Source organism: Flagellimonas sp. B-3 (assembly GCF_056857835.1).
Genome location: NZ_JBSXNW010000024.1, coordinates 450,284 through 476,152 on the forward strand (window position 1 = coordinate 450,284; position 25,869 = coordinate 476,152).

The 25,869-nt window shown below is 42.2% G+C and carries 26 protein-coding genes; 13 read left to right on the forward strand and 13 right to left on the reverse strand.

Annotated features, from left to right (window positions below; translation table 11 throughout):
• Positions 1-53: 53 nt before the first annotated feature.
• The 9 genes from hemE (at position 54) to AC13CS_RS14580 (ending at position 8,051) form a co-directional block, all read left to right on the forward strand.
• Positions 54-1,079: a uroporphyrinogen decarboxylase gene (gene hemE, locus AC13CS_RS14540; protein WP_293166558.1), complete on the forward strand. Its 1,026-nt coding sequence runs from the start codon at positions 54-56 to the stop codon at positions 1,077-1,079.
• Positions 1,076-1,567 (forward strand): DUF6973 domain-containing protein, encoded by a 492-nt coding sequence (locus tag AC13CS_RS14545; RefSeq protein ID WP_293166556.1) that lies wholly within the window; start codon positions 1,076-1,078, stop codon positions 1,565-1,567. The genes hemE and AC13CS_RS14545 overlap by 4 nt, the downstream gene beginning before the upstream one ends.
• Positions 1,564-2,466, forward strand: coding sequence for an oxygen-dependent coproporphyrinogen oxidase (gene hemF, locus AC13CS_RS14550; protein ID WP_293166554.1), 903 nt, complete (start codon positions 1,564-1,566; stop codon positions 2,464-2,466). Before AC13CS_RS14545 ends, hemF begins: the two co-directional genes overlap by 4 nt.
• Before the next feature lie 28 nt (positions 2,467-2,494).
• On the forward strand, positions 2,495-3,283 hold the full coding sequence (locus AC13CS_RS14555; protein ID WP_293166552.1) for a PhzF family phenazine biosynthesis protein: 789 nt from the start codon (positions 2,495-2,497) through the stop codon (positions 3,281-3,283).
• Positions 3,284-3,320: 37 nt separating this feature from the next.
• Positions 3,321-4,310: a porphobilinogen synthase gene (gene hemB / locus AC13CS_RS14560; RefSeq protein WP_293166550.1), complete on the forward strand. Its 990-nt coding sequence runs from the start codon at positions 3,321-3,323 to the stop codon at positions 4,308-4,310.
• 78 nt (positions 4,311-4,388) lie between these two features.
• Complete coding sequence (locus AC13CS_RS14565) at positions 4,389-5,696, forward strand: serine hydrolase domain-containing protein (protein WP_293166548.1); 1,308 nt, start codon at positions 4,389-4,391, stop codon at positions 5,694-5,696.
• Between the two features lie 40 nt (positions 5,697-5,736).
• Positions 5,737-6,858 carry a hemolysin family protein gene (locus AC13CS_RS14570; protein WP_293166546.1) on the forward strand — a complete coding sequence of 374 codons (1,122 nt, stop codon included), beginning with the start codon at positions 5,737-5,739 and terminating at the stop codon, positions 6,856-6,858.
• A complete protein-coding gene (locus AC13CS_RS14575) occupies positions 6,858-7,328 on the forward strand; it encodes a methylated-DNA--[protein]-cysteine S-methyltransferase (protein ID WP_293166544.1) in 471 nt (156 codons plus the stop codon). Before AC13CS_RS14570 ends, AC13CS_RS14575 begins: the two co-directional genes overlap by 1 nt.
• A 9-nt stretch (positions 7,329-7,337) precedes the next feature.
• Positions 7,338-8,051: a 3'-5' exonuclease gene (locus tag AC13CS_RS14580; protein ID WP_293166542.1), complete on the forward strand. Its 714-nt coding sequence runs from the start codon at positions 7,338-7,340 to the stop codon at positions 8,049-8,051.
• 106 nt (positions 8,052-8,157) lie between these two features.
• Here the strand turns inward: AC13CS_RS14580 and AC13CS_RS14585 are convergent, their stop codons facing one another.
• On the reverse strand, positions 8,158-10,350 hold the full coding sequence (locus AC13CS_RS14585; RefSeq protein WP_293166540.1) for a S8 family serine peptidase: 2,193 nt from the start codon (positions 10,348-10,350) through the stop codon (positions 8,158-8,160).
• A 152-nt stretch (positions 10,351-10,502) separates the two neighbouring features.
• The gene (locus AC13CS_RS14590; RefSeq protein WP_313790345.1) at positions 10,503-11,513 is read right to left on the reverse strand and encodes an endonuclease/exonuclease/phosphatase family protein; all 1,011 of its coding nucleotides are present in this window, start codon (positions 11,511-11,513) and stop codon (positions 10,503-10,505) included.
• A 34-nt stretch (positions 11,514-11,547) separates the two neighbouring features.
• On the opposite strand from AC13CS_RS14590, the gene hflX reads away from it, so the two are divergent.
• Complete coding sequence (gene hflX / locus AC13CS_RS14595; protein WP_163624194.1) at positions 11,548-12,759, forward strand: GTPase HflX; 1,212 nt, start codon at positions 11,548-11,550, stop codon at positions 12,757-12,759.
• A gap of 269 nt (positions 12,760-13,028) precedes the next feature.
• Here hflX and AC13CS_RS14600 read toward each other — a convergent pair whose 3' ends face one another.
• A complete protein-coding gene (locus tag AC13CS_RS14600; RefSeq protein ID WP_293166537.1) occupies positions 13,029-13,961 on the reverse strand; it encodes a DUF3078 domain-containing protein in 933 nt (310 codons plus the stop codon).
• A gap of 295 nt (positions 13,962-14,256) precedes the next feature.
• Between AC13CS_RS14600 and AC13CS_RS14605 the strand changes: the two genes are divergently transcribed.
• Positions 14,257-14,916, forward strand: a complete 660-nt coding sequence (locus tag AC13CS_RS14605; RefSeq protein WP_293166535.1) for a porin family protein — start codon at positions 14,257-14,259, stop codon at positions 14,914-14,916.
• A gap of 50 nt (positions 14,917-14,966) precedes the next feature.
• On the opposite strand, the gene AC13CS_RS14610 is transcribed toward AC13CS_RS14605, so the two are convergent.
• The 8 genes from AC13CS_RS14610 to AC13CS_RS14645 form a co-directional block, all read right to left on the reverse strand.
• Entirely contained in the window at positions 14,967-15,473 is a 507-nt protein-coding gene (locus AC13CS_RS14610; RefSeq protein WP_293166533.1) for a DUF2480 family protein, read from the reverse strand.
• Positions 15,474-15,557: 84 nt separating this feature from the next.
• Positions 15,558-15,887 (reverse strand): iron-sulfur cluster assembly protein, encoded by a 330-nt coding sequence (locus tag AC13CS_RS14615; protein WP_108245524.1) that lies wholly within the window; start codon positions 15,885-15,887, stop codon positions 15,558-15,560.
• 6 nt (positions 15,888-15,893) lie between these two features.
• A complete protein-coding gene (locus AC13CS_RS14620) occupies positions 15,894-16,316 on the reverse strand; it encodes a SufE family protein (RefSeq protein WP_163624197.1) in 423 nt (140 codons plus the stop codon).
• Positions 16,317-16,388: 72 nt separating this feature from the next.
• On the reverse strand, positions 16,389-17,630 hold the full coding sequence (locus tag AC13CS_RS14625; RefSeq protein ID WP_293166528.1) for a cysteine desulfurase: 1,242 nt from the start codon (positions 17,628-17,630) through the stop codon (positions 16,389-16,391).
• Positions 17,631-17,721: 91 nt separating this feature from the next.
• Positions 17,722-19,038, reverse strand: a complete 1,317-nt coding sequence (gene sufD, locus AC13CS_RS14630) for a Fe-S cluster assembly protein SufD (protein ID WP_293166526.1) — start codon at positions 19,036-19,038, stop codon at positions 17,722-17,724.
• Between the two features lie 116 nt (positions 19,039-19,154).
• Positions 19,155-19,907 carry a Fe-S cluster assembly ATPase SufC gene (gene sufC / locus AC13CS_RS14635; RefSeq protein ID WP_293166524.1) on the reverse strand — a complete coding sequence of 251 codons (753 nt, stop codon included), beginning with the start codon at positions 19,905-19,907 and terminating at the stop codon, positions 19,155-19,157.
• A gap of 87 nt (positions 19,908-19,994) precedes the next feature.
• Positions 19,995-21,440 (reverse strand): Fe-S cluster assembly protein SufB, encoded by a 1,446-nt coding sequence (gene sufB / locus AC13CS_RS14640; protein ID WP_293166522.1) that lies wholly within the window; start codon positions 21,438-21,440, stop codon positions 19,995-19,997.
• 40 nt (positions 21,441-21,480) lie between these two features.
• Positions 21,481-21,810, reverse strand: a complete 330-nt coding sequence (locus tag AC13CS_RS14645; protein ID WP_482888850.1) for a HesB/IscA family protein — start codon at positions 21,808-21,810, stop codon at positions 21,481-21,483.
• 248 nt (positions 21,811-22,058) lie between these two features.
• Here AC13CS_RS14645 and thiL point away from each other — a divergent pair, with 248 nt between their 5' ends.
• Positions 22,059-23,111 carry a thiamine-phosphate kinase gene (gene thiL / locus AC13CS_RS14650; protein WP_293167259.1) on the forward strand — a complete coding sequence of 351 codons (1,053 nt, stop codon included), beginning with the start codon at positions 22,059-22,061 and terminating at the stop codon, positions 23,109-23,111.
• A 332-nt stretch (positions 23,112-23,443) separates the two neighbouring features.
• Here the strand turns inward: thiL and AC13CS_RS14655 are convergent, their stop codons facing one another.
• A complete protein-coding gene (locus AC13CS_RS14655; protein ID WP_293166518.1) occupies positions 23,444-23,698 on the reverse strand; it encodes a hypothetical protein in 255 nt (84 codons plus the stop codon).
• 243 nt (positions 23,699-23,941) lie between these two features.
• Here AC13CS_RS14655 and brnQ point away from each other — a divergent pair, with 243 nt between their 5' ends.
• Positions 23,942-25,249, forward strand: a complete 1,308-nt coding sequence (brnQ, locus tag AC13CS_RS14660) for a branched-chain amino acid transport system II carrier protein (RefSeq protein ID WP_293166516.1) — start codon at positions 23,942-23,944, stop codon at positions 25,247-25,249.
• Here brnQ and AC13CS_RS14665 read toward each other — a convergent pair.
• A complete protein-coding gene (locus AC13CS_RS14665) occupies positions 25,246-25,854 on the reverse strand; it encodes a class I SAM-dependent methyltransferase (protein WP_293166514.1) in 609 nt (202 codons plus the stop codon). The two genes, brnQ and AC13CS_RS14665, sit on opposite strands and share 4 nt — an antisense overlap.
• Positions 25,855-25,869: the final 15 nt, after the last annotated feature.

Genomic DNA, 25,869 nt, shown 5'->3' on the forward strand with positions numbered 1-25,869 from the left:
CGAAAAAACAATTAAAAGATTCCTGTCTTCACAGGAATAACAAATTAAAATTTATGATCAAAAACGACTTGTTCCTAAAAGCTTTAAAAGGCGAAACCGTTGAACGTCCACCCGTATGGATGATGCGGCAAGCAGGGCGCTATTTGCCCGAGTTTATGGAACTCCGTAAAAAATATGATTTCTTTACCCGTTGTCAGACCCCGGAATTGGCCTCGGAAATTACCGTGCAGCCCATCCGCCGATATGGCATGGATGCCGCTATTTTGTTCAGCGATATTCTGGTGATTCCGCAGGCCATGGACATCGAGGTTCAGATGAAGCCCAATTTTGGCCCTTATTTGCCCAACCCTATCCGCTCCCAAGCCGATGTGGACAAAGTGATTGTTCCCGATATCCAGGATTCGCTGGGTTATGTGTTGGATGCGATAACCATGACCAAGGAAAAATTGAACGACGAAGTTCCATTGATTGGTTTTGCAGGCTCCCCGTGGACACTTCTCTGCTATTGTATAGAAGGTCAAGGCAGTAAAAGCTTTGACAAGGCCAGAGGATTTTGCTTTACCCAGCCCGAAGCGGCGCATGAATTGCTCCAAAAAATAACGGATACTACCATCGCATACCTTAAAGCAAAGGTCAAAGCTGGTGTAAATGCCGTTCAGGTCTTTGATTCTTGGGGCGGAATGCTTTCACCGCAGGATTATCAAGAATTTTCTTGGAAATATATGCAGCAGATTGTGGATGCCTTAAAGGAAGAAGTGCCCGTAATCGTTTTTGGAAAAGGATGCTGGTTCGCTTTAAAGGAAATGGCAAATTCAGGGGCTTCGGCCGTTGGAGTTGATTGGACATGTTCCCCTCAAAATGCAAGATATTTAACCGGAGGAAACGTCACGCTGCAAGGTAATTTTGATCCGGCCCGCTTGCTTTCACCTCCTGCCACAATCAAGGAAATGGTAACACAAATGATCCGAGATTTTGGCAAGGACAAGTACATCGTAAACTTGGGTCACGGAATTTTGCCCCATATTCCCGTGGAGAACGCAAAAGCATTTATTGATGCCGTAAAAGAATACAAGGAGTGAACCTTTTTGCAGTACTAAAACGGGTAAATTTTAAAAATATACTGAAAGTTATAGGTATTGGACTAAGCCGTCCCCATTTTATTTGGCCAACCATAAAAGCTACGAAGGATTGCATATCCATATCGACCAAAAACTACGGCAAACTCCACCATAAAAATGGCCCTGCCAATGCGTTCAGACACGCTTTTTGGAATTATCTGATTGCAAAACGGTGTTTTAAATGGCAAGAAAATGAGGAAGTCGTATTAGCTTGGGCAAAAAAGGTGACGGATTGGCACGAGGCTTCATTTCCGAATAAAAGTTTGCCAAAGGCAATGGACTTGCACAATAACAAAGTGGGTCGTTTCATTTTTGAGCAAAACAGAGAAAAATCAGAACAAGAGGTCATCGAGGTATTAAAGCTAATGGCTCTGGAATCCATCAAAATTGATGAAAATTCAACACTTTCAGAATATAAAAACCGAATGGTACATATTTTAGAGCAATGAAGGATAAATTTTACACATACATTCAACAACTACAGGACAGCATCACTTCAAAACTGGAAGAACTCGACGGAAGCGCTACGTTTCAGCAGGACCTTTGGGAACGCGAAGAAGGCGGTGGCGGTAGAACCCGTGTCATTGAAAATGGTTCCGTTTTTGAAAAAGGAGGGGTCAATATTTCCAAAGTCCACGGGCCATTGCCAAAAAGTATGCAAAACTATTTCGAAGTTGGGGATGTCGACTTTTTTGCGTGTGGCCTCAGCTTGGTGATTCATCCAAAAAGTCCGATGGTGCCCACCGTGCATGCCAACTGGCGCTATTTTGAGATGTACGACAAGGAGGGTAACATCGTGGACCAATGGTTTGGTGGCGGACAGGACCTCACCCCTTACTATTTGTTCGAGGAAGATGCGACCCATTTTCATACGATTTGCAAAAAAGCCTGCGATGCCCACAACCCAGAATTTTATCCTGCGTACAAAAAGAAATGTGACGATTATTTCTGGAATACCCACCGGAATGAAGCTCGCGGGGTAGGTGGATTGTTCTTCGATTATTGCAAAGCAACCGAAGGAACAAGCATGGAGGACTGGTACAATTTTGTGACGGAGGTCGGAGACAGTTTTTTGGAGGCCTACACTCCTATTGTTGAAAAAAGGAAGGACTTACCGTACTCCAAGAATCAACGCGATTGGCAAGAAATTAGACGCGGACGCTATGTGGAGTTCAATTTGGTACACGACAAAGGCACCCTTTTTGGCCTGAAAACCAATGGCCGTATTGAAAGTATTTTGATGAGTCTGCCTCCACATGTGCAATGGCGATACGACCATCATCCCGAAAAGGGAAGTGAAGAAGATAAGTTGATAGAAGTACTACAAAGCCCAAAAGATTGGGTTTAATGCGTAGTTTTGCCTTGAAACCAAGCCTATGAGACAGAAAATTTACCAAATAGATGCATTTACCAGCCAGACTTTTGGCGGAAATCCCGCTGCGGTCTGCATTTTGGATTCGTGGTTGAATCCAGAATTAATGCAAAAAATAGCCCAAGAGAACAATTTGGCCGAGACCGCTTTTGCCGTCAAAAGAGATGACCAGTACGAATTGCGATGGTTCACCCCGGAAGTGGAGGTCGATCTCTGCGGACACGCAACCTTGGCGACCGCTTTTGTGTTGTTTCACTTTTATGAGTTTAAAAAAAATACCATTCAGTTTTATTCGCCCCGAAGCGGAGAACTTATTGTTAGCAAGGCAGATAATGGCTGGTTGACCATGGATTTTCCGACGGATAATCTAGTAGCCATTCAAAATATGGAAGCGTTGGACAATGCCATTGGGCAAAGCCCGATTAAAACCCTGAAGGGCAAAACGGATTACATGATGGTCTACCAATCCCAAAAAGAAATTGAAGCCCTTGAACCCAACCACCATCTGTTGGCACAATTGGATGTTCGGGGCGTTATCGTAACCGCGCCTGGGGACGAGGTGGATTTTGTATCCCGTTTTTTTGCCCCTGCCTGTGGCATTCCCGAAGACCCTGTGACAGGTTCCGCCCACACCTCATTATCGCCATATTGGGCCGAAATTTTGGACAAAACCAAAATGACGGCCAAACAACTTTCCCAACGAGGAGGTGACTTGGTCTGCGAATATTTGGGCGAGCGCGTTAAAATTTCAGGAAAGGCCGCACTTTATTTAACTGGAGAAATTGATATTTAAGCGATAAGCTTAAGGCTCACAACTTAAAACTAAATATATGTATCCACTCATACGAAACAGAAGACTCCGCGCATCCGAATCCATTAGAAGATTGGTTCGGGAAACCACCTTGACCCCAGATGACTTTCTGGTACCTTTATTTGTTACCGAAGGAAAAGAAGTCAAGGAAGAAATACCTTCCATGCCCAACTACTTTAGGTTGAGTTTGGACAATTTGGAGAAAGAAGTGAAGGAACTCTGGAAAATGGGACTTTGCTCCGTGCTTCTTTTTGTAAAGGTCGATGATAAACTGAAGGACAACAAAGGAACCGAGGCCCTGAATCCCAATGGCTTGATGCAGCGTGCCATAAAAACCGTAAAAAATGCCTGTCCACAAATGTTGGTGATGACCGATGTGGCTCTGGACCCATTTTCATCTTATGGACACGACGGTATTGTGGCCGAAGGGCAAATCCTGAACGACGAATCCGCAGAGGTGTTGGCCGAAATGAGTGTGTCCCACGCCAAAGCTGGGGCTGATTTTGTAGCCCCCAGTGATATGATGGACGGTAGAATATTGACCATCCGCGAAGCTTTGGAAGATGAAGGGTTCATCAACACGGGAATCATGGCCTATTCCGCCAAGTATGCCAGTGCATTTTATGGGCCCTTCCGTGATGCCCTGGATTCTGCACCTGTTGATATTGACAATGTTCCCAAGGACAAGAAAACCTATCAAATGGATTATGCCAATCGGTATGAAGCCATCAAGGAAACCCAAATGGATATTGACGAAGGGGCAGATATTGTGATGGTAAAGCCAGGGTTGTGTTATTTGGACATTGTTCGGGAAATCAAAAATGAAGTAGAAGTTCCCGTTGCCGTATATCAGGTTTCTGGAGAATACGCCATGGTAAAAGCCGCCGCCGAAAAAGGCTGGTTGGACCATGATGCTGTGGTCTTGGAGCAATTGACGGCCATAAAAAGAGCTGGTGCCAATATCATCGCTTCGTATTTTGCTAAAGATGTAGTAAAAATGATATGTTAATCCTTTTTCGTCGCCCTGAGCGCAGTCGAAGGGTTGCTAAGGATTTTATCCGAACTTTGGGATAAACCTTACACCAAAATGAAAAAACTAGCAGTTTCATTGTTCTTCATCACTTTAGTGATACCTTTTGGGTTTGCCCAACGGGAGCTCATCCATGCCTATCCCTCCAAATTAGGATTTGATGAAGCTTTCATCAACCAAAAAGTGGACTCCATTATGGAAATGGGTATCGATAGTTTGGCTTTTCCCGGGGCACAGCTCTTGGTGGCCAAAAACGATACTGTCATTTTTCATAAAGCGTACGGTTTCCACACCTACGACAGCATTCAACCCGTGGCCTTGAACGATCTATACGATTTGGCCTCGGTTACCAAAATTTCGGGGCCCTTGCCTGCCCTGATGAAGTTGGTGGACGAAGGCAAGCTAGACCTAGATAAACCATTCAGTACATATTGGGACCCATGGAAGCGAAGAAAGGACAAAAAAGACCTAACGCTTCGCGAGATTTTGGCGCATCAAGCTGGTTTGGTGCCCTACATCGTTTTTTTGCAGAAGGTGCTACGGAAGAATGGTAAAATCAAAAGACGCTTTGTTCGGAATTTTTCCCATAAAAGATTTGAAGGACAAGTGTATGATGGGCTCTACATCAACAATCGTTTTGAGCGAAAAATGAACCGAATCATTAACCGCTCCGAAGTTTCAGATGAGAAGAAATACAAATATTCCGGGCTTACGTTTCTCATCTTTCCAAGTTTGATAGAGCAGCTCACAGGAACCGACTATCAAACGTATTTGGATGAAAATTTCTATCAACCTTTAGGTTGTCATACCTTGGGATACCTGCCCAAAGAAAATAACTACGTGAACACCATTGTGCCTACCGAAGTGGATTCACTATTCCGAAAATCCTTGGTGCAAGGTTGGGTGCACGACGAAAATGCTTCGCTCAAAGGTGGAGTTTCGGGCAATGCAGGATTATTCGGAACAGCTGATGATCTGGCCAAATTGATGCTCTTTTATCAAAATTATGGCGAGGTAGATGGCCAACAGCTCATTTCGGCTGAAACGGTAAAGGAATTCACCAAAGTGCAATATCCCGAAAATGAAAATCGTCGGGGATTGGGCTTCGACAAACCTTTGCTGGATAATGCCGAACTCCCATTGGAAGAGGCCTACCCCTCTCCTTTGGCAAGTCCCAAAAGTTTTGGACACTCGGGTTTTACGGGAACTTTTGTGTGGGCCGACCCGGAAAACAAGTTGACCTTTATTTTTCTATCCAACAGAGTCTATCCTTCTAGGGACCATCGTCAATTGTACAATTTAAATATTCGAACGGCGCTTCAGGATATTTTCTATAAAGCTGGGGGATTAAACGTTCAAAATTGATTCCTATTCCCTATCTTGGTACTAAAGATTCTACCATTTTATGGGACTACTTATATTTTACGCCCTTATTTCCATTTTCTTCTCATTCCTTTGCTCCATTTTGGAGGCGGTTCTATTGAGCGTCACACCCACTTTTATCAATATAAAAAAGCAAGAGGGTAAAGATTATGCAAGCTCTCTGGAAAAACTTAAAAAGGATGTTGATAAACCTTTGATCGCCATTCTCACCCTAAACACCATTGCGCATACCGTTGGTGCCATTTTGGTAGGGGTACAGGCAAAAGTTGCTTATGCTGAAATGTATGGATCTACAAAACGAAGCTTTTTTGGGATGGCCTTTACCGAAGATCTTATGGTCGGTATTGTCTCTACCCTGATGACCATATTGATTTTGGTCGCCTCAGAAATCATTCCAAAGACCATTGGAGCGACCTTTTGGAAGCAACTGGCCAACTTTACCAGCAAAGCACTGAACATTATGGTATTTGTGCTTAAATGGACGGGGTTGCTATGGTTGTTGCAGCTTTTCACCAAATTGGTGGGTGCAAAAGCCGAACATGGCAGTGTGTTGAATCGGGAGGATTTTAGTGCTATGACCGAAATTGCCCATGAAGAAGGTGTGTTCAAGGAATCGGAATCGAAAATGATCAAAAACCTACTTTATTTTGATGAGATCTTGGCACGTGATGTAATGACCCCAAGAACTGTAATGAAAGTGGCATCCGAAGACACTACCATAAAGAAGTTTTTTGAAAAAAACAGACCCTTGCGCTTTTCAAGAATTCCGTTGTACAAAGATCGGATGGACAACATTACGGGCTTCTTTTTAAAAGATGAGTTGTTGGAAGCCATCATCAATAAAAAGGGGAATGAAAAATTATCTACAATCAGAAGAGAAATACTGGTAACAAATCGTAGTAAGTCCATTAATGATCTTTTCAAAAAGTTTGTACAGAAAAGAGAACATATTTCTTTGGTAGTGGACGAGTATGGTTCGGTAAGCGGGTTGGTCACCATGGAAGATGTAATCGAAACCCTCCTCGGATTGGAAATTATGGATGAAAGCGATAATGTGGAAAACCTACAAACACTGGCCAGAAAAAACTGGGAAGCTCGCGCAAAGCGATTGGGAATTATTGAAGGTAAAGATGACATAGAGTGATGGAAGTTGCTTATATACAGACTCCTATTGGAACAGCAGAGTTAAAAGGTGATGCAAATGGCCTTGCATCTATCTCTGTTTTGGACAAAAATAAACCAAAAGGTACAATTCCTGTGGTTTTACAGGATGCTGCCAAGCAATTTCAAGAATATTTTGATGGAGACCGAACGGTATTTGACCTTAAATTAAACCCTTCGGGCACCGAATTTCAGAAGAGAGTTTGGGATGCCCTTTTAAAAATACCTTTTGGAAAAACCATTTCTTATTTGGAACTTTCCAAACAACTAGGCGATGTAAAAGCCATTCGTGCAGTAGCCTCGGCCAATGGCAAAAATCCACTTTGGATTGTGGTTCCCTGTCATCGCGTTATCGGAACCAACGGAGACCTCACAGGATATGCAGGTGGACTGCATAGAAAAAAATGGTTATTGGAACACGAGAGCCCTGCAAAGCAGACGACTCTTTTTTAATTAGCTACCATGCTTTATAAACTTAACCTGGAGCATATCCTCTTTTTGGATATCGAGACCGTACCCCAACAGCAACATTTCACCGACTTGGATGAAACCGCCCAGCTTTTATGGGAACAAAAAACGCAATACCAGCGCAAAGACGAGTTTACCCCCGAAGAATTTTACGACCGAGCCGGTATTTGGGCAGAGTTTGGGAAAATTGTTTGTATTTCCGTGGGGTATTTTGCCCACAAAGGGGAGAATCGAAATTTTAGGGTCACTTCCTTTCACGGCAAAGAAATCGAAATCCTTAAACAATTCAAACAACTTCTTAAAGATCATTTTAGCCAAGTTAAGCATCTTTTGTGCGCCCATAATGGCAAAGAGTTCGATTTCCCCTATATCGCCCGCAGAATGGTGATAAACGGCATCAATCTACCCTATAAACTGGATCTCTTCGGTAAAAAGCCTTGGGAGGTTCCCCATTTGGATACCATGGAACTCTGGAAGTTTGGTGATTATAAACATTACACCTCTTTAAAACTATTGGCACATGTATTGGGCATTCCATCTCCCAAAGATGATATGGATGGCAGCATGGTAAAAGATGTATTCTACAAGGAAAACGATATTGATAGAATCATCACGTATTGCGAATTGGACGTGGTGACGACTGCACAAGTATTCTTACGATTGCGAAATGAGGAGCTCTTGACCGATAGCGAGATTAAGAAGGTGTAAATTAGAAGTAAGAGAGTTAAAAAGCATGGGGTCAGAGTTGGCCAAGGCTATCATGTCATTCTTGTACTTCGTCTTGGTTCAGCATTCGTGCGGAAGGCATCAATAACTAGTTCTTATAAAACTTAGTGCTTTTGATTCCCGAGTAATCCTGAACCACCAGTACATATAAACCAGAAGACAAAGAAGACACATTAATGGAACCTTCGGTCTTGCCTTTTTTAATAACGTTGCCAGAAGTAGTGACAATAGAAAACTCGGCATCTTTGGACAAATCCGCATTCACGTTTAAATAATCAACAGCGGGATTCGGATAAATGGTTATGTTCAATTCCTGGGGAACAAACATCGGGGTATTCTGTATCAGTACTGTTTCTTCACCTTTAAACTCAAACGCAATGGTCTCAGAGAATTCGGACACGACATTCTCGGTACAGATGGAACGAACACGGGCTTCGTACACTTTGCCTTCTTCCAAAGCGGTAAGTTCAAAGTTATTTTCCCAAATCAATTCACTTTCCCAATTGTCCGTATCAACACTCTTGTATTGCACCTCAAATAAAGTTTCTTCAGCATCGCCCCAAGAAATGGTTGTGCCCTCGCTGGAGGAACCTTCCAAATCCACATCCGAAGGAGTCTCTATGGAACAATTGGACACTTGGGCCCCTGAAACTATCAAGGAAAAATCTTGAAGACCATTTTTTAACCCACCCTTGTGCGAAATAGTAATGGTGTAAGCACCTGTTGCATTTTCTACTTCAATACGTTCAAAAGGATCAACCGTATTATCCCCTTTAGTGGCGGCGTCGTTGGCCTTGGCAGGGTTCAATTTCCATGGAAAATGGGTTTCTCCGTCCTTGGTTACTCTAATATCCAAATCGTTCATCAAAGCGGCTCGGGTACTGTTAAGCTCTCCTCGGTTTATGTATTCCGATTCAGGGTCTGTCCAAGATATGGAAGCCATCAATGGTTCATTTTCCATGGCCAAAACCGTTATGGAGTAGGTTTCTCCGTCTGATAGCGTTTCTTCGTTTATCAAGGTGGTGTATTCTTTATTCTGAAGCACCTCTGCCGCAGATTTGGCATTCATTATACCCCAACCCATTTTATAATCCGGTCCTTTGGCATCCACATCATCGGCAGTATGAAGCGCAAGTCCTTTTAAGGTAGCCGCTTTCATATAGGAACCAAAAAGCTCTTCGTGATACTGTTGCAACAACAAAAGTGAGCCTGTAACCCCAGGGGCCGCCATGGAAGTCCCGGCAGACACCTGATAACTACTATTGGTGGCCGAACTTGTGGAAAGAATATCCCCTCCATCTCCTGCCAAGTCTGGCTTTACGCGGCCATCATCCACTGGGCCAAAACTACTGTACCCGGCTACCGAAGCTTTTTTTAAATCCCCGTTGCCATCAATTTCCGTGTTGGCACCGGCAATTGTCAATCCGTTTTTGGTTGTGGTAAAGCCCAATAAAAGATCAAAGCCATCGGCGGTCTTGCCAAAATTTGGTGTTTCGTTATCATAAGATTTTTGTGCGTTCCCCGCTGCTGTCACCATTAGGTAATAAGGAGCATTGTACATGATCCTATCCCAGTCTTGGGTTACTTTAATATAGGCGCCAAAATACCAATCTGGCACCCTATCGGACAAAATTCCGTAGGAATGATTGCTCAACAAAAGTCCATTGGCGGCGGCTTCTGCCACTTCAATTTTATCGCGGCTCCAATCGTGGGTCAAGGCTTGTGCCCCATAGGCAGCACCTTTGGCACTGGGTTCCACACCGGCAGAAATAAGGTTGCCTGTTACCAAAGTGGCATGCAGACTTATCTCATCGGCATTATCGGCATTCTTTGCCCTGGTATCAAACTCCTGGTGAGAGGACAAAGCTACGCCGGAATCCCAAACACCCACTTCCATGCCCCTACCTGTTAAGCCTAAATTTAGCAGCCCTTTATCATAAAGCGTATGAGCCCTTGAAGTTTGGGATGCGTAATCGTTTAAGGTAGTATAGTAAAGTGGTGTTCCATCGGTACCAATATCCTTTAAAGCTATTTGTGTACCATTGTTGCTTTTTGAAGCTGTAAGTCCTTTGGTTTTTATAAGCTCGCCTATTTTTTTAAGCTTGGACTGGTGATCAATTTCCATTTCGGAAATAAAAGAGGATATTTTCCCTTGATCGTAGGAAAAACGAATTTGCTCTTTTGCACTTTTGGATTGGGCAAATATGGAAACTACGCCTAGAAGCGAAAATAAAAAGGAGAAAATCACTCCCTTAACCCCTATAGGAAAACGATAGTCCATAATTGAGTTTATGGTAAGATTTGGACTACGAATATATGTTGATATGTATTATTTATCGATAAAATTCCTACTTTATTCGATGAAATGCATGGCGTTTTACTTCTTTATGTTGTGAAAATTCACTTTTACGTGGTGTAAATTTTTTCTCACAATCATTTCTTGCTTTCATCCAATACAATATATACAGGAAAATGATCACTATAGCCCCCCAAATATTTCTTTCCGGCAAAAGTTCTGAAAGGATTTCCTTTGTATTTGCCCTTCCATTCTTTTAAAGATCTTGGTGAAAATATTTTTGCTTCTACAAAATTGTGGGTGTCCTTTTCGTAGTTCAAAAAACTGTGCGAGAGCAATATTTGATCGAACAAACTCCATTCCCCTTTGTAATTGGCGCTGCCCGATACAGGGGATAACAGTTTTTTCATAGGGTTGATGAACTTTCCTGTGTCCATAAGTGTTTGGATGCTTTGTGAATTGGGGTCGTCATTAAAATCGCCCATAACAATAATGTTTGAACTATTCCCTTGTATAGCATCAAGTTTTTGAAGAATGGTATCCGCTGCCTTGATACGCTTATAGCTGGTTTCCTCAGCTCCTTCCCTACGGGATGGCCAATGGTTCACAAAAACGTGGATTTCTTCTTGATGCAACTTGCCGTGTACATATAAAATATCTCGGGTAAGGTCTCTATCGCCATTTGTATTTTGTACCATCAAAGGAATGGTCTCGGCATCGAGCACCTCAAAATGTTCTTTATGGTAAATCAGGGCCGTATCTATTCCCCGCTCATCGGGGGAATCAAAATGTATGACTCCATAATCAATATCCCGTAATTGTTTTGATCGTAAAAGCGATTTAATTACACCTTTATTTTCAACTTCGGCCATACCTACCAAAATCGGGGAATGATTACTTTCTTCCAATCCAATTCTAGAAATAGCCCTGGAAATTTTATTGGCTTTGTTCCAAAATTTAGCTTTGTTCCACCTTTTAAACCCCTTTGGGGTAAAATCATCATCCAACAGATACGGGTCATCTTTGGTGTCAAAGAAATTTTCGAGATTATAAAATGCTATCGTATATCTGTTTTCCTTTTTATGCAAGATCCCTGTTTCTTTTTCCAATGATTCAATAGAAATGCCAAAGTACAAAATAGCTTCCAAAACATTGCGTAAATTTGTACCCTAAACCTGTTCGATGCTAGAAAAGAAGTCAATTGAATATGAAAAGGCGGTACTTATCGGTGTAATGAATCAGCACCAAGACGAAGCCAAGGTAAAAGAGTACTTGGACGAGCTTGAATTTTTGACATACACTGCCGGTGGCGAAGTTGAGAAAAGATTTGTGCAGCGCATTGATGTACCCAATCCCAAAACTTACATTGGAAGCGGTAAAATGGAAGAGGTACGCCAATTTGTAAAGGAAAATGAAATAGGTTCCGTAATCTTTGATGATGAACTATCGCCTGCACAACAGAACAATGTTGAAAAACTACTGCGCTGTAAAGTGCTGGATAGAACCAGTTTGATTCTGGACATATTTGCCCAAAGGGCCAAGACAAGTTATGCCAGAACCCAAGTAGAGCTTGCCCAATACGAATATCTTTTACCAAGATTGACCGGTCTTTGGACGCACTTGGAGCGGCAACGGGGTGGTATTGGTATGCGTGGTCCCGGTGAAACGGAAATTGAAACGGATAGACGTATTGTTCGTGACCGCATTGCCTTGCTCAAAAAGAAACTTGCCAAAATAGACCGCCAAATGGAAACCCAGCGCGGTAACCGTGGCTCTTTGGTTCGGGTTGCTTTGGTGGGATATACCAACGTTGGCAAATCTACCTTAATGAACGTGATCAGCAAAAGCGATGTGTTTGCAGAGAACAAACTTTTTGCTACGCTGGACACCACTGTTCGCAAAGTGGTACTGGGAAACCTTCCTTTTCTATTGAGTGATACGGTGGGATTCATCAGAAAATTACCGACCCAATTGGTAGAGAGTTTTAAAAGTACCTTGGACGAGGTTCGCGAGGCTGATCTACTGCTGCATGTGGTAGATATTTCGCATCCTAATTTTGAAGAGCATATTGCCTCGGTAAATCAAATTTTGGACGAAATTGATAGTTCTGGAAAACCCTGCATCATGGTCTTTAACAAAATAGACCAATACCACCCGGAAACTATTGATGAAGACGATTTGGTTACGGAACGCACAACTGCCCATTTTACATTGGAGGAATGGAAGAAAACCTATTTTAATAAGCTCGGGGACAAAGCACTGTTTATCTCTGCATTGAACAAGGAAAACATGGACGAATTCAGAAAGCGCGTCTACGATGCGGTGCGCGATATCCATGTCACCCGTTTCCCATACAACAACTTTTTATATCCGGAACATTTGGATGAGTATTAAAAGCAGTCCCAATTAAGTACTTACTTCTTGGGCAAACAGCAAAACATCAATTGCTTCACAACATTTTTCGGACAGTTCACAACAAAAATTTAGGGGGTCGCCACATTAGGCCTACTTTCACATTGTTTTTAAGTCATTTTAGTGTCGAACGCAGATTTTACAGATCTTAACCTACTTAGACCATGGTCTTAAAAACACGGAAAACATAATTTTCACCCCACAAAAAAGCCCTCAAATTGAGGGCTTTTTTTGTCAACTTAAATTGCTCCTTAAAACTTATAACTAAGTCCAAGTGTCCAATAGGTCTGAAGCTCATTGTCAATCGTATCGAACGTAGCATCTGGATTAGGAGTTGGCGCATTGTTTACAATGTAATTCAATGTTTCCTGTTTGTTGTTTCGCAATCCAAAGTCAAAACCTACACCGATCATTTTCCATAACTTATAGCTAAAAGAATTGGTCCATGTCCAGTTGCTCAAATTGCTGCTTTCATAACTTTGGAACAAGGACAGGTTACTCTTAAAGCTTATTGCACCAATTTGCTTAGTATAGTCCGCTACAATTTTTGCACCCATGGAAGATTCAAAAATGGTATCCTCACTGCTGAACACAAAGTTGTAGTTGAGTGGATGCATTACCACCACCAAATCCGGAATTGGGGTCCATGTGGCACCGACACCAAGGTCAAGATAACCAGGGTCGTTAAAATTGCTCAAAATTGTGGTTCGATATTCCGCCAAAGTAGATATAGCGAATTTCTCACTCAGTTTTCTACCGTACAAAGATGAAATATTGAACACATCGGTGGCCTGACGAAAGCTATCATCGTCGGTAGGATCATCCTTATCGTCCAGTTTGACCCAGGACAGGTTGAGATTGGCAGCATTTCTCCAAAAGAATTTTTCTTCTTGAAGATTGGCATAGGCATTAACGGTAAATCCAATATTTCCTGATGAGTTATTGGGAATTCCTTGGGCAAACCAATTATTGAACTGGGATATACTGCCACCAATAGTTCCGAATGCGCCAATTTTCCAACCCGGAAGCGCATCCAGTTTTGCTTGAAGTGCATTGACCCGCGACTGGATAGCGGCAATAGAATCTTTTTTTGGGGCAATCTGGGCTTTTAATTCTTCCTCGGTCTGTGCAGTTGCTGAGAACAGAGCAAAGAAAGCCATAGTAGTAAAAAGTAGTTTTTTCATAGTATGGAGTTTTCTGTTTAGAACCGTAAAAGTAAGAAATGTCACACCTATTTTCCTTAACCGATGGCAATAAACAATTTTCTATTACTGACAAATTGGTGGGGACTTATGAATTGAGTACTTACCAAAAACGCCCCTCAACTGTCTCATTTTACCTCTTGATGGTTAGCATCACAGGTAAAAATTTCCTTAAAACCCTTATCCATCAATTCAAATGGGGCATTTGTCAATTGGCCGTTTCCCGAACCAATATTATTTCCTTTCTTGTAGGTTTTCAATTCAATTTGAATCAAATATGAAAAAATCAGCAGGTATTGCTGTAGTTATTGTTATAGCCAGTACTTTATTTGTAAATGCCCAAGAAAAGAAGTTTGGCGTTTTGGGAGGATTAAATTATGCCAATATTAGGGGAGATAGAGCAGAATCCATCAACAATAGTTGGCGTCTTGCTTATCATTTGGGCGTGTTTTCAAACTTTTCTTTGAGTGATAAGATAGCTTTGGAACCCAGAGTACTCTTTTCTTCTAAAGGCTTTAATGATGAAATGGACTTAGGCGCTTTCGATAATCATTCAAGAATCCCAGTAAAACCAGTAAAATATGCCACTAGAAATAGCTATCTGTCAATACCCATGTTATTCAAATATAAGTTGATGAATAATCTTAGTTTGGATTTGGGACCAGAAATTGCTTTCTTACTTTATTCAAAAGATGTGGTTACGAAGGTTGATGGGGAAGGCTATTTCGCGAAAGGAGATGTGTTACATGAGAGATCAGGTGATTTCTTTGTGGATTACGGAGCTATGGCCGGTGTAACTTTTTATTTTACTACTAAAGCATTCGTTCAGCTTAATTATTTTCATGGGCTATCCAATTTGCGTAGAGAAATAACCATAATTGAATCAACGGAAAATAATTCTGTATTGCAACTTTCTTTAGGTTACCTTATTTTTTAATGGTTGTCAAGACATTAAAAAAAGTGAAAAAGTCCCTTTTTGGGGACTTTTTATTTTCTCTTGTAAAGCGGCACAGATGAACAAGCCTCCCCGTACATGACACTTTTGGCCACTTCTTGGATTTTTGTAACGGCCATAAGGTAGGCATTTTCGGGAACGGGTTTGTTGGAACACCCTTTTATGATTACGGGTTTATCTGTAAATTCAGCAACATCCAATTGATCCAATACAGTTTGATAAAGTGCAGTTTCTAAATCCTCAAGACTACCCTGAACCACCTTTTTGGCATAAGGCTGTAACTTGGAGGCAATCAACATAAAGGCCCAGCCAGGTACAATGGCATCCGAAGAGCATTGCAGGGCCACATAGGTATCTTGATACCCTGTCCAGTCGTGTTCTTCCACATGGGCACGGAACTCCTTTTCGCGCAAGATAAAGCCTTCGTACAACCAATCTTTAATGTCCAATACCTTTCGCTCTCCTTTGGGGTAATAATCCTCTAGGTCGAAGGTAATCAACTTACTTTGGGCTACTCTATTTACGATTTCCTTTTCCATAATTGATTGTCATTCCTGCTTTCGCAGGAATCTTTTTCAAATTAAGTAGATTCCGCATCTAGTGCGGAATGACAAGTTAAACCCCTACAGGAGTCCCAACTCCAATTTCGCCTCTTCGCTCATCAGCTCTTGGGTCCAAGGGGGGTCAAACGTGATTTCCACCTCTACATCCTTCAACATATCAATGGATTTTACTTTCTCTTCTACCTCAACGGGCAGGGTTTCGGCAACAGGGCAATTGGGCGATGTAAGGGTCATGAGAATTTTTACTTCGTATTCTTCATTGACAAATACATCGTAGATCAAGCCCAGTTCGTAAATGTCCACAGGAATCTCTGGATCATAAATGGTCTTGAGCACCTTTACGATCTTTTCGCCCAGTTCTTGTGTATCTATGGTGGTTTCTTCGCTCATCTTATGCTATTTTAACTGTGTTTGATAGGCAACTGCGTACAATTTTAGTTGCTTGATCATGCTTACCAATCCGTTGGCCCGGGTTGGCGACAAATGTTCTTTAAGACCAATTTCATCAATAAACCCTGTGTCGGCATCGATAATATCCTGTGGTTTCTGGTTGCTGAACGCCCTGACCAAAATGGCTATGATCCCTTTGGTGATAATGGCATCGCTATCGGCAGTAAAAACCAATCTGTCTCCATCCAGTTCGGCATGCACCCAAACCTTGCTCTGGCAACCTTTGATCAGGTTATCATCGGTCTTGTATTGTTCTTCTATCAATGGAAGTGATTTTCCGAGTTCGATCATGTATTCGTAACGCTGCATCCAGTCGTCGAACATGGAAAACTCGTCTATTATCTCTTCCTGTATTTCTTTTATGGTCATGCTGTGGTTTTGTTCAAAAGTACAACTCGGCGGACTGCAATTCAAGTCTTTATGATAAAGATAACGCTTTGGCTAAAGCAACATATTCCTGGCCCGCTTTACGGCTCCGACCAATTTATCCACTTCTTCTTTGGTATTGTAAAAGCTAAAACTGGCCCTTACCGTACCCGGAATCTTGTAAAAATCCATGATAGGTTGCGCGCAATGGTGCCCTGTACGCACGGCGATGCCCAATTTATCCACAATGGTGCCGATGTCGTAGGGATGGATTCCATCAATATTGAAAGATATCACCGAAGTTTTGTGCGCTGCGGTTCCATAAATCTTTAATCCATCAATGGTGAGCAATTGTTCGGTGGCATATTCCACCAGCTCATCTTCATATTGGGCGATGGCATCGAAACCAATATTGTTCATATAATCCAAAGCAGCGCCAAAGGCTATACCTCCGCAGATGTTGGGCGTGCCCGCTTCAAATTTATGGGGCAGATCGGCATAGGTGGTCTTTTCAAAGGTTACCTCGGCAATCATTTCGCCCCCGCCTTGATAGGGTGGTAATTTTTTAAGCCATTCCTCTTTGCCATACAACATTCCAACACCCGTTGGTCCACACATTTTATGGGCAGAAACTGTGTAAAAATCCACATCCAATGCCTGTAAATCAGCTTTGATGTGTGCTGCAGCCTGTGCCCCATCCACCAAAACCGCGGCTCCCACTTTGTGGGCAGCTTGGATGATTTCTTCGATGGGGTTGATGGTTCCCAAGGCATTGGACACGTGGTTACAGAAGACCAGTTTCGTCTTGTCCGACAGTAGGTTGTGATACTCCTCCATTACCAACTCCCCATCCAGGTTCATTGGAATCACTTTGAGGGTTGCCCCCGTGCGTTCGCAAAGCATTTGCCAGGGCACAATATTGGAATGATGTTCCATGGCGGACACCAAAATATCGTTCCCTTCTTTTAAAAATGAAGTGAATCCGTTGGCGACCAAATTGATACCGTCAGTGGTTCCCGAAGTGAAAATCACCTCGTAAGGATGGGCAATGTTAAAGTGCTTTTGGATTTTTTGACGTGCTGCTTCATACGCATCGGTTGCCTCTTGTGATAGGGTATGCACCCCACGATGGATATTGGCATTGTAGCCTTGGTAATAATCGACAATCGTATCAATTACCTGCTGTGGCGTCTGCGAGGTAGCTGCATTGTCCAAATACACCAAAGGATGCCCATTGACCTCTCTTTGGAGGATGGGAAAGTCTTTGCGAATGGTATTTACATCAAACTTCTCTATTGGAATGCTTTTTTCTGTCATTTTGAACGAAGTGAAAAATCTAAACTATAAGGAGATTTCTCGCCCATCCGATTCACTCTCAGGACTAAAGCTCGAAATGACACCTCATAAACTACAGGTCAAAACCCATACGAACTCCCAATTTATTGGCTATGATTTTGTTGATTCGCGCCTTTAGTTCGGGAATACGAACACTTTCTAACACATTGTTGGCAAAAGCGTACATCAATAGGGCCTTGGCCTCTTTCTTTGGAATTCCCCTTGATCTAAGGTAAAAAAGTGCTTCTTCATCCAATTGACCAATGGTACATCCGTGCGAACATTTTACATCATCTGCAAAAATCTCCAATTGGGGCTTTGAGTTGATGGTCGACCTGTCGCTCAACAAAATATTGTTGTTCTGCTGAAAGGCATCCGTTTTTTGGGCAATTTTGTCCACAATGATCTTACCATTGAAAACTCCCGTGGAACTGTCACCAAATATTCCTTTGTAATCTTGATGGCTCTCGCAATTGGGCTGTGCGTGGTGCACCAACGTATGATGGTCCACGTGCTGTTTATCCCCAAGGATGGTAATTCCTTTCAAGGTAGAATCGATGCGCTCCCCGTTCTGATAAAAGTTCAGGTTGTTACGAATCAGTTTTCCGCCCAAGGAGAAGGTATGCACCCTCACAACACTGCTATCTTTTTGCGAAATATAGGTATTGTCCACCAAAGAAGCGGTAGGCTCATCGTTCTGAACCTTGTAATAGTCCACAATGGCGTCCTTGCCTGCAAAAATCTCGGTCACGGAGTTGGTGAAGACTTCGTTGCCGGTCAAACTTTGGTGACGTTCTATAATTTGCACCTCAGCATTGTCCTCAGCAACAATCAGGTTACGGGGCTGTAGCATCAAGGCTGCCTCGTTGCCCGTGGCCAAATGCAGGATTTGGATAGGCTTTTTGGGCATTTTGTTCTTTGGAATGTAAATGTATGCTCCTTCTTTACAAAATGCGGTGTTCAAAGAGGTCAAAGACTCATCTTTAGAGGCCGCTTTGTTGAAATATACTTCAATGACCGGTTGGAACATCGGTTTGCTGAAGGCGGAGCTCATTAAACAGACATCTACTCCATCGTGGGTCGTTTCCGATAGATATGAACTGTACACACCATCCACAAAAACAATTTTATAAGTATCTATTTCGTGAAGGAAATATTTCTTTACGTCCTTATACTCCAATGTGGTTTCCTGCTTTGGAAAGATGCTGAAGTCTACCTTTTGCAAACCTTTCAACGAGGTATATTTCCAAGCTTCGTCCTTTTTGGTGGGAAAGCCCTTTGTCTCAAAGTTCTTAATGGCATTATTTCGCTCTTCATGTACTGGATGATCTAAATCCAAGCCATCTTCAAAAGCCAAAAAAGAGGAGACCAATTTATCCTTTAAATCCATTCGTTTTTAATTGTCATTCCTGCACTTAGTTTAACTCAGCATAAACTCTGCCAGGAATCTAATTAATGATTCTTTTTCATTTGGATTCCCATTTTCATGGGAATGACAAAAACTGTTTATACCGCGGCTTCTTCTTTTAGCCAATCGTACCCCTTCTCTTCGAGTTCCAAGGCCAATTCCTTGGTTCCCGATTTTACGATCTTGCCATCGTGCAATACGTGCACAAAATCGGGAACAATGTATTCCAACAATCTTTGGTAGTGGGTAATTACAATGATGGCGTTGTCCTTGCCGCGCAATTTGTTTACGCCATTGGCCACAATCCGAAGGGCATCAATATCCAAACCTGAATCGGTTTCGTCCAAAATGGCCAATTTGGGTTCCATCATTGCCATTTGGAAGATTTCGTTACGCTTCTTTTCCCCTCCAGAAAAGCCTTCGTTCAGGGAACGAGAAAGGAATTTTCTATCAATTTCCAACATTTCGGACTTCTCACGTATCTTTTTAAGCATTTCGTTGGCTGGCATATCTTCCAGACCTTGTGCTTTTCTGGATTCGTTGATGGCGGTCTTCATAAAATTGGTTACCGATACCCCTGGAATCTCAACAGGGTATTGGAACGAAAGAAAAACACCCTTGTGAGCTCTTTCCTCTGGGGAAAGTTCTTCCAAATCCTCTCCTTCCAAGAGGATGCTTCCTTCACCTACCTCAAATTCCTCTTGACCTGCGATTACTTCGGCCAAGGTACTTTTTCCTGAACCGTTGGGGCCCATAATGGCATGTACCTCTCCTGCGTTTACCTTTAGGTTGATTCCTTTCAGGATTTCTTTATCGTCTACGCTTGCGTGTAAATTTTTGATTTCTAGCATTTTGTAAAATTGTATTCTTACTTAATAATTGTGATTTCTACTTCGCTCAATCACCAACTTAAATGAGGTAGCTGAGCGTAGTCGAAGCTATCCTACGGAACCTTCCAAACTGATTTCCAATAGTTTTTGAGCTTCCACGGCAAATTCCATCGGCAGCTTGTTCAATACTTCCTTGCTAAATCCGTTAACAATCAATGCAATGGCTTTTTCGGTATCGATACCACGTTGGTTACAATAGAAAATCTGGTCTTCCCCAATCTTACTGGTGGTGGCCTCGTGTTCTATCTGTGCCGTTTTGTTCTTTACTTCAATATAGGGGAAGGTGTGTGCTCCGCAACGGTTACCCATCAACAGGGAATCACATTGTGAGAAATTCCTGGCGTTTTCCGCCCTGCTGTTCACCTGCACCAATCCACGGTAGCTGTTTTGCGACTTACCTGCAGAAATACCTTTGGAAATGATGGTACTCTTGGTATTCTTGCCCAAGTGAACCATTTTGGTCCCTGTATCTGCTTGTTGGAAATTGTTGGTCACGGCAATGGAATAAAATTCACCAATGGAATAATCGCCTTTCAAGATACATGATGGATATTTCCATGTTACCGCAGAACCTGTCTCGACCTGTGTCCAAGAAATTTTGGCGTGCTTTTCGCAAAGTCCACGTTTGGTCACAAAGTTGTAAACACCCCCTTTTCCTTCCTTGTTGCCAGGGAACCAGTTCTGAACTGTAGAATATTTGATCTCCGCATTGTCCATGGCAATCAATTCCACAACGGCCGCGTGCAATTGGTTCTCGTCCCGCATCGGGGCGGTACATCCTTCCAAATAGCTCACATAACTGCCTTCTTCGGCAATGACCAAGGTTCTCTCGAACTGTCCAGTTCCCGCTTGGTTGATTCGGAAGTAGGTGGAAAGTTCCATGGGACATCTTACCCCTTTTGGAATGTAGCAGAAAGATCCATCCGAAAATACCGCTGAATTCAATGCTGCATAAAAGTTGTCCTTTTTCGGCACTACGGTTCCGAGGTATTTTTTTACCAATTCCGGATGTTCTTTGATAGCTTCGGAAATGGAGCAGAAAATAATGCCCTTTTCAGCCAATGTTTTTTTGAAAGTAGTGGCAACGGAAACAGAATCCATCACGATATCCACCGCAACACCTGCCAACTTTTTCTGCTCATCCACGGAAATACCCAGCTTTTTGAAGGTTTCCAACAATTCTGGATCCACTTCGTCCAAACTATCGTACTTCGGTTTTTTATTGGGAGCCGAGTAATAAGAAATATCCTGAAAGTCAGGTTTTTTGTAAGTCACGTTAGCCCACTCTGGTTCTTCCATTTCTTTCCAAGCACGAAAAGCTTCCAATCGCCACTCCGTCATCCAATCGGGTTCTTCCTTCTTTTTGGAAATGGCAATAACAATATCCTCGTTCAACCCTTTGGGAAGGGTGTCCGATTCAATATCCGTATAGAAACCGTACTCGTACTCTTTGGTCTCCAGTTCTTTTTTTAATTCTTCCTCTGTATAAGCCATATATCTTTAAGTTAGCCAATTACAGGCTTTTTGTCAATGTTTATAGTGAAAAACTTTCTCCACATCCGCAGGTTCGTTGCGCATTGGGGTTGTTGAACACAAAACCCTTACCGTTCAAACCTCCAGAATATTCCAATGTGGTGCCCACCAAATACAAAAAGCTTTTTTTGTCCACAATGATTCTCACATCATTGTCTTCAAAAACTTTATCTGTATCTGTTGCAGCATTGTCAAACGTCAATTCATAAGACAATCCACTGCACCCTCCGCTCTTTACGCCAACACGCACATAATCCGTGGCCGCATTAAAACCTTCCTCGGTCATGAGCGACACCACCTTGTGCCTTGCTGATTCTGAAACCTTAATCATCTTACTTGAATTTAATCTAAATAGCCCACAAATATACTGTATATGTAGGGTTTTACCATGGCAACTAACATTATTATAACGAATGATTCCATAGGTGTTTCTTATGGAAAACCGACCTGTTTGGCCACAAAGCCTGTATAGCTTGAAATCCCATGGTTTTCCTTGTTTTTTTAACTTGATTTCCCATGAAAAAATTTTATGTTCCTTTCGACACCAGATTTTACGATTATCCTCATTATTTTTGCAAAATGCTAGAAGACAAGAATCAAGAACGTACCTCTTTGGAAGAATTGGGTGAATTTGGCCTGATCGACCACCTTACCAAAAACTTTAAACTCAATCAACCCTCATCCTTGATCGGGGTTGGTGATGATGCTGCGGTAATGGACTACAATGGAAAAAAAACCATTGTATCCACCGATATGTTGGTTGAGGGTGTTCATTTTGATTTGAGCTATATGCCTCTAAAGCATTTGGGGTACAAATCCGTGATGGTGAACCTATCGGACATTTATGCCATGAACGCCTTGGCCACACAGCTTACCGTTTCACTGGCCATTTCCAATAGGTTTCCTTTGGAGGCACTGGAAGAATTTTATGAAGGTGTGGCCTTGGCCTGCAAACTGTACAATGTTGATCTGGTCGGTGGAGACACAACCTCTTCCACCAGGGGAATGATTGTTAGCGTTACTGCCCTTGGAGCTGCCAATGAAAGCGACATCGTTTACCGAAAAGGAAGCAAGCCTAATGATTTGCTAGTAGTTACCGGTGATTTGGGCGGCGCTTATTTGGGGCTACAAGTACTGGAACGCGAAAAAGAAGTCTTTAAAGTTAACCCCAACAGTCAACCCGACCTGGAGCCTTATTCCTATATTGTGGAACGACAGTTGAAGCCCGAAGCCCGAAAGGATATTGTGGATTTGCTCAAAAAGCTGGAAGTAAAACCAACCTCTATGATCGACATTAGTGATGGACTATCTTCCGAAGTAATGCATTTGTGCAAGCACAGTGACATTGGCTGTAATGTTTTTGAGGAAAAAATTCCGTTGGATCCCACGGTGATTTCCGCGTCCGAAGAGTTTAAAATGGACAGCACCATGATTGCCATGAGCGGCGGGGAAGATTACGAACTATTGTTCACCATAGATCAAGCAGATTTTCCAAAAATAAAAGGGAACCCGAACCTAACGGTAATCGGCCACATGACCGAAAAGAGCGAAGGCGTCCACCTGATTACAAGGGCAGAGACCAAAATTCTGATTACGGCTCAGGGATGGAATTCATTCCATGAACCAAAATAAAACACCATAGCTAGAAAATTGTTGGTTTTGAAAAAACGGCTTGTCATTCCTGCGAAAGCTGGAATCCATTAAACGCAGATATATTTTTATGGTTTCCGCATCGTACTTCGACTGCCTGCCCGTCCGGCAGGCGGGCGCTCAACATACGTGCGGAATGACAATACAATCTCAAAAATCTCGGAAACTGATTTTAATCTTTCACTGGATAATAAAAAAATCCCGAAAATCAAGGGCATCCCTACATCATGGCATTGGGGCACGCAACCATTAGCAGTAGGCAATTACTTAAGTTTCCGGGATAAGACTTGGGCCTTTTCTAAAATAAAAAAGGGTTATGCCACTTGGTGCACTACCCTACTTTTTCGTTTTCGGTACATATCTTCCAATGTACTGTTGATCTCTTGCATTTGCGGAGTCAGCGCAGAAAGTTTGCCAGTAACATCTGTAGTAACCTGTTTTTGGCAATGAATACATTTGTATTCTTTTATGTGTTGGGTCACTTTTTTGGAAACCGTGTAATGGTGCCCGAACAGACTGCAAAAGAAAGAAGAGAATTTGTTGCCATGCTGTGTAGTAGTTGTTTTCATAAGCTGGTTTTGTTTGGAGAAAAGCAATGATTTACGATATGGAGCTTCGAAAATGCTTAAATTGGTGAATAGTAATTTTGTGTTATAAAAATATTTTTAAGTGGTTCAACTTTTAATAGGAACGAGTGTTGATAACTTTTTATTTTACGATTGCGTCGACAAAGTATTTTTTTCGATGAAATGCAATAAAATCGACAAAAAGCTATCTTTTTTCGCTCAAAAACGCTTTTGTAATATACCATATTGAAAACAAATTATCAACAATCTACCGGCAAGAAATCTTTAATAATTACATCTTTTGCCCTTTTTTCGCTCTTTTTTGGTGCGGGAAACCTTGTCTTGCCTCCATTATTGGGATTTAAATCAGGGGATTTATGGTGGTTGGTCACCTTGGGATTTTGCATTTCGGGTGTTCTTATCCCAATTTTGGGTATTATTGCCCATGCCAAATTACAGGGTACATTATTCGATTTTGCCAAAAAAGTTTCTCCCACATTTAGTGTGGTGTACTGTTATTTAATTTATGCCATCGCCATCGCTTTGCCATCGCCCAGGACTGCATCGGTAACACATGAAATGGCCATTCAGCCTTTTTGGGATTCTCCATCGTTGCTAACCAGCCTAATCTATTTTATGTTGGTATTTGTTTTTGTCATCAATCGTTCCAAAGTTTTGGATGCATTGGGCAAGCTATTAACCCCAGGCATCTTGATTATTTTATTAATAATGATAGCAACGGCAGTCTTTGCATTGGACTTTGATTTTGTACCATCAACAATGGAGCAAGCTTTTAGTTCTGGAATTTTGGAAGGTTATCAAACGTTTGATGCCATCGGAGCTGTAGTAGTGGGCGCGGTAATCATCATATCCATCAACCTAAAGGAAAAATCCGCTACGTTTGAAGAAAAAAAGAGACTTATTGGGAGAGCAGGTCTTTGGGCGGGCATTGGGCTGTTCTTCGTGTACGGAGGCCTTATCCTTACAGGTGCATTGTTCGGGGATGCTTTTGATACCGATATTTCCAGAACCGCTCTTCTAAGAGGAATCAGTACAAAAACCTTGGGGCAAACAGCCAATATATTGCTCAGTATTTTGGTAAGCTTGGCCTGCTTTACCACAGCGGTAGGAATCGTAACGGGAACTTCTGATTTTATCAAAGGAAGGTTCAACGATTCAATTTTAGCATACCGAATCACCGCATTTTTGGGTTGCCTTTTGGGTGTGTTGGTGGGTCAGTTTGATGTTGGCTACATTATTACCGTAGCCGTTCCGTCGCTCATGTTTATTTACCCCATCACCATTATTTTGATTTTACTCAACGTAGTCCCTGAAAAATGGGGTTCGCCCAAGGTGTTTCAACGGGTAATTGGAGTGACCATTCTGTTCAGTATCCCCGATTTTTTGGGGGGCATCGGCCTTGGTGGGTTTATTTCTCCTTATGTTGATTGGATTCCGTTGAGCCAGCATCAAATGGGCTGGGTGCTTCCAGCGTTGATTGCCTTTATTGTTTCGAACATCATCAACAGTAAAGAAACAGCTGCTTCAAGCTAATCTTGTTTTCTTTTAAAACTGCAAAAAATAAAATGCTGTGTAGTGCCAAAAGGCGTGGTATGGTCTTCGGTTCTACATTCCAATTTCTCAAAATGTTTGAAAACAGTTTCCATTTGCTCTTCATTATATTGTTTGATGTCGAGACCACTACATTTTTTTGGTCCATTTTCGGAGAAGGTTCCCAGAATCATATAGCTGGCAACAGCTTTTTGGGTCAATTCCACATAGGTTTGTATCTGCTCAGGGGATGTCAAAAAATGAAAGGCTGCGCGATCGTGCCAAAGATCATAAGTTTCCTTGGATTCAAATTCGGTGATGTCACTTTCAATCCATTTTACCTTTTGCGCCCTATTTCCCAACCTTTTTTTGGCTCTTTCCATGGCTTTGCCCGAAATATCGAGCACGGTAATGTTTTCGAAACCTTCATCCAACAGAAAATCCACCAATTTACTATCACCACCGCCCACATCAATAATTTTGGCAGTTTTGTCCAGTTTAAAAAAATGAATAAAATCCAGAGAGGTCTGCGGTACTTCCTGGGTCCAACTTACCTGATCTGGATTCTTGGTTTCGTAAACGGTTTCCCAATGATTTTTTCTATCCATATAACCTATTTAAAT

Coding starts and splice junctions, on each gene's coding strand:
- AC13CS_RS14655 (WP_293166518.1), bottom strand. CDS start 23,698: ATGAAAACAACTACTACACAGCATGGCAACAAATTCTCTTCTTTCTTT.
- AC13CS_RS14625 (WP_293166528.1), bottom strand. CDS start 17,630: ATGACAGAAAAAAGCATTCCAATAGAGAAGTTTGATGTAAATACCATT.
- hemF (WP_293166554.1), top strand. CDS start 1,564: ATGAAGGATAAATTTTACACATACATTCAACAACTACAGGACAGCATC.
- sufB (WP_293166522.1), bottom strand. CDS start 21,440: ATGGCTTATACAGAGGAAGAATTAAAAAAAGAACTGGAGACCAAAGAG.
- AC13CS_RS14665 (WP_293166514.1), bottom strand. CDS start 25,854: ATGGATAGAAAAAATCATTGGGAAACCGTTTACGAAACCAAGAATCCA.
- AC13CS_RS14570 (WP_293166546.1), top strand. CDS start 5,737: ATGGGACTACTTATATTTTACGCCCTTATTTCCATTTTCTTCTCATTC.
- AC13CS_RS14620 (WP_163624197.1), bottom strand. CDS start 16,316: ATGACCATAAAAGAAATACAGGAAGAGATAATAGACGAGTTTTCCATG.
- AC13CS_RS14600 (WP_293166537.1), bottom strand. CDS start 13,961: ATGAAAAAACTACTTTTTACTACTATGGCTTTCTTTGCTCTGTTCTCA.
- AC13CS_RS14585 (WP_293166540.1), bottom strand. CDS start 10,350: ATGGACTATCGTTTTCCTATAGGGGTTAAGGGAGTGATTTTCTCCTTT.
- hemB (WP_293166550.1), top strand. CDS start 3,321: ATGTATCCACTCATACGAAACAGAAGACTCCGCGCATCCGAATCCATT.
- AC13CS_RS14610 (WP_293166533.1), bottom strand. CDS start 15,473: ATGGAAAAGGAAATCGTAAATAGAGTAGCCCAAAGTAAGTTGATTACC.
- AC13CS_RS14645 (WP_482888850.1), bottom strand. CDS start 21,810: ATGATTAAGGTTTCAGAATCAGCAAGGCACAAGGTGGTGTCGCTCATG.
- AC13CS_RS14605 (WP_293166535.1), top strand. CDS start 14,257: ATGAAAAAATCAGCAGGTATTGCTGTAGTTATTGTTATAGCCAGTACT.
- AC13CS_RS14580 (WP_293166542.1), top strand. CDS start 7,338: ATGCTTTATAAACTTAACCTGGAGCATATCCTCTTTTTGGATATCGAG.
- AC13CS_RS14615 (WP_108245524.1), bottom strand. CDS start 15,887: ATGAGCGAAGAAACCACCATAGATACACAAGAACTGGGCGAAAAGATC.
- hflX (WP_163624194.1), top strand. CDS start 11,548: ATGCTAGAAAAGAAGTCAATTGAATATGAAAAGGCGGTACTTATCGGT.
- AC13CS_RS14555 (WP_293166552.1), top strand. CDS start 2,495: ATGAGACAGAAAATTTACCAAATAGATGCATTTACCAGCCAGACTTTT.
- AC13CS_RS14575 (WP_293166544.1), top strand. CDS start 6,858: ATGGAAGTTGCTTATATACAGACTCCTATTGGAACAGCAGAGTTAAAA.
- AC13CS_RS14565 (WP_293166548.1), top strand. CDS start 4,389: ATGAAAAAACTAGCAGTTTCATTGTTCTTCATCACTTTAGTGATACCT.
- thiL (WP_293167259.1), top strand. CDS start 22,059: ATGCTAGAAGACAAGAATCAAGAACGTACCTCTTTGGAAGAATTGGGT.
- hemE (WP_293166558.1), top strand. CDS start 54: ATGATCAAAAACGACTTGTTCCTAAAAGCTTTAAAAGGCGAAACCGTT.
- sufD (WP_293166526.1), bottom strand. CDS start 19,038: ATGGATTTAAAGGATAAATTGGTCTCCTCTTTTTTGGCTTTTGAAGAT.
- sufC (WP_293166524.1), bottom strand. CDS start 19,907: ATGCTAGAAATCAAAAATTTACACGCAAGCGTAGACGATAAAGAAATC.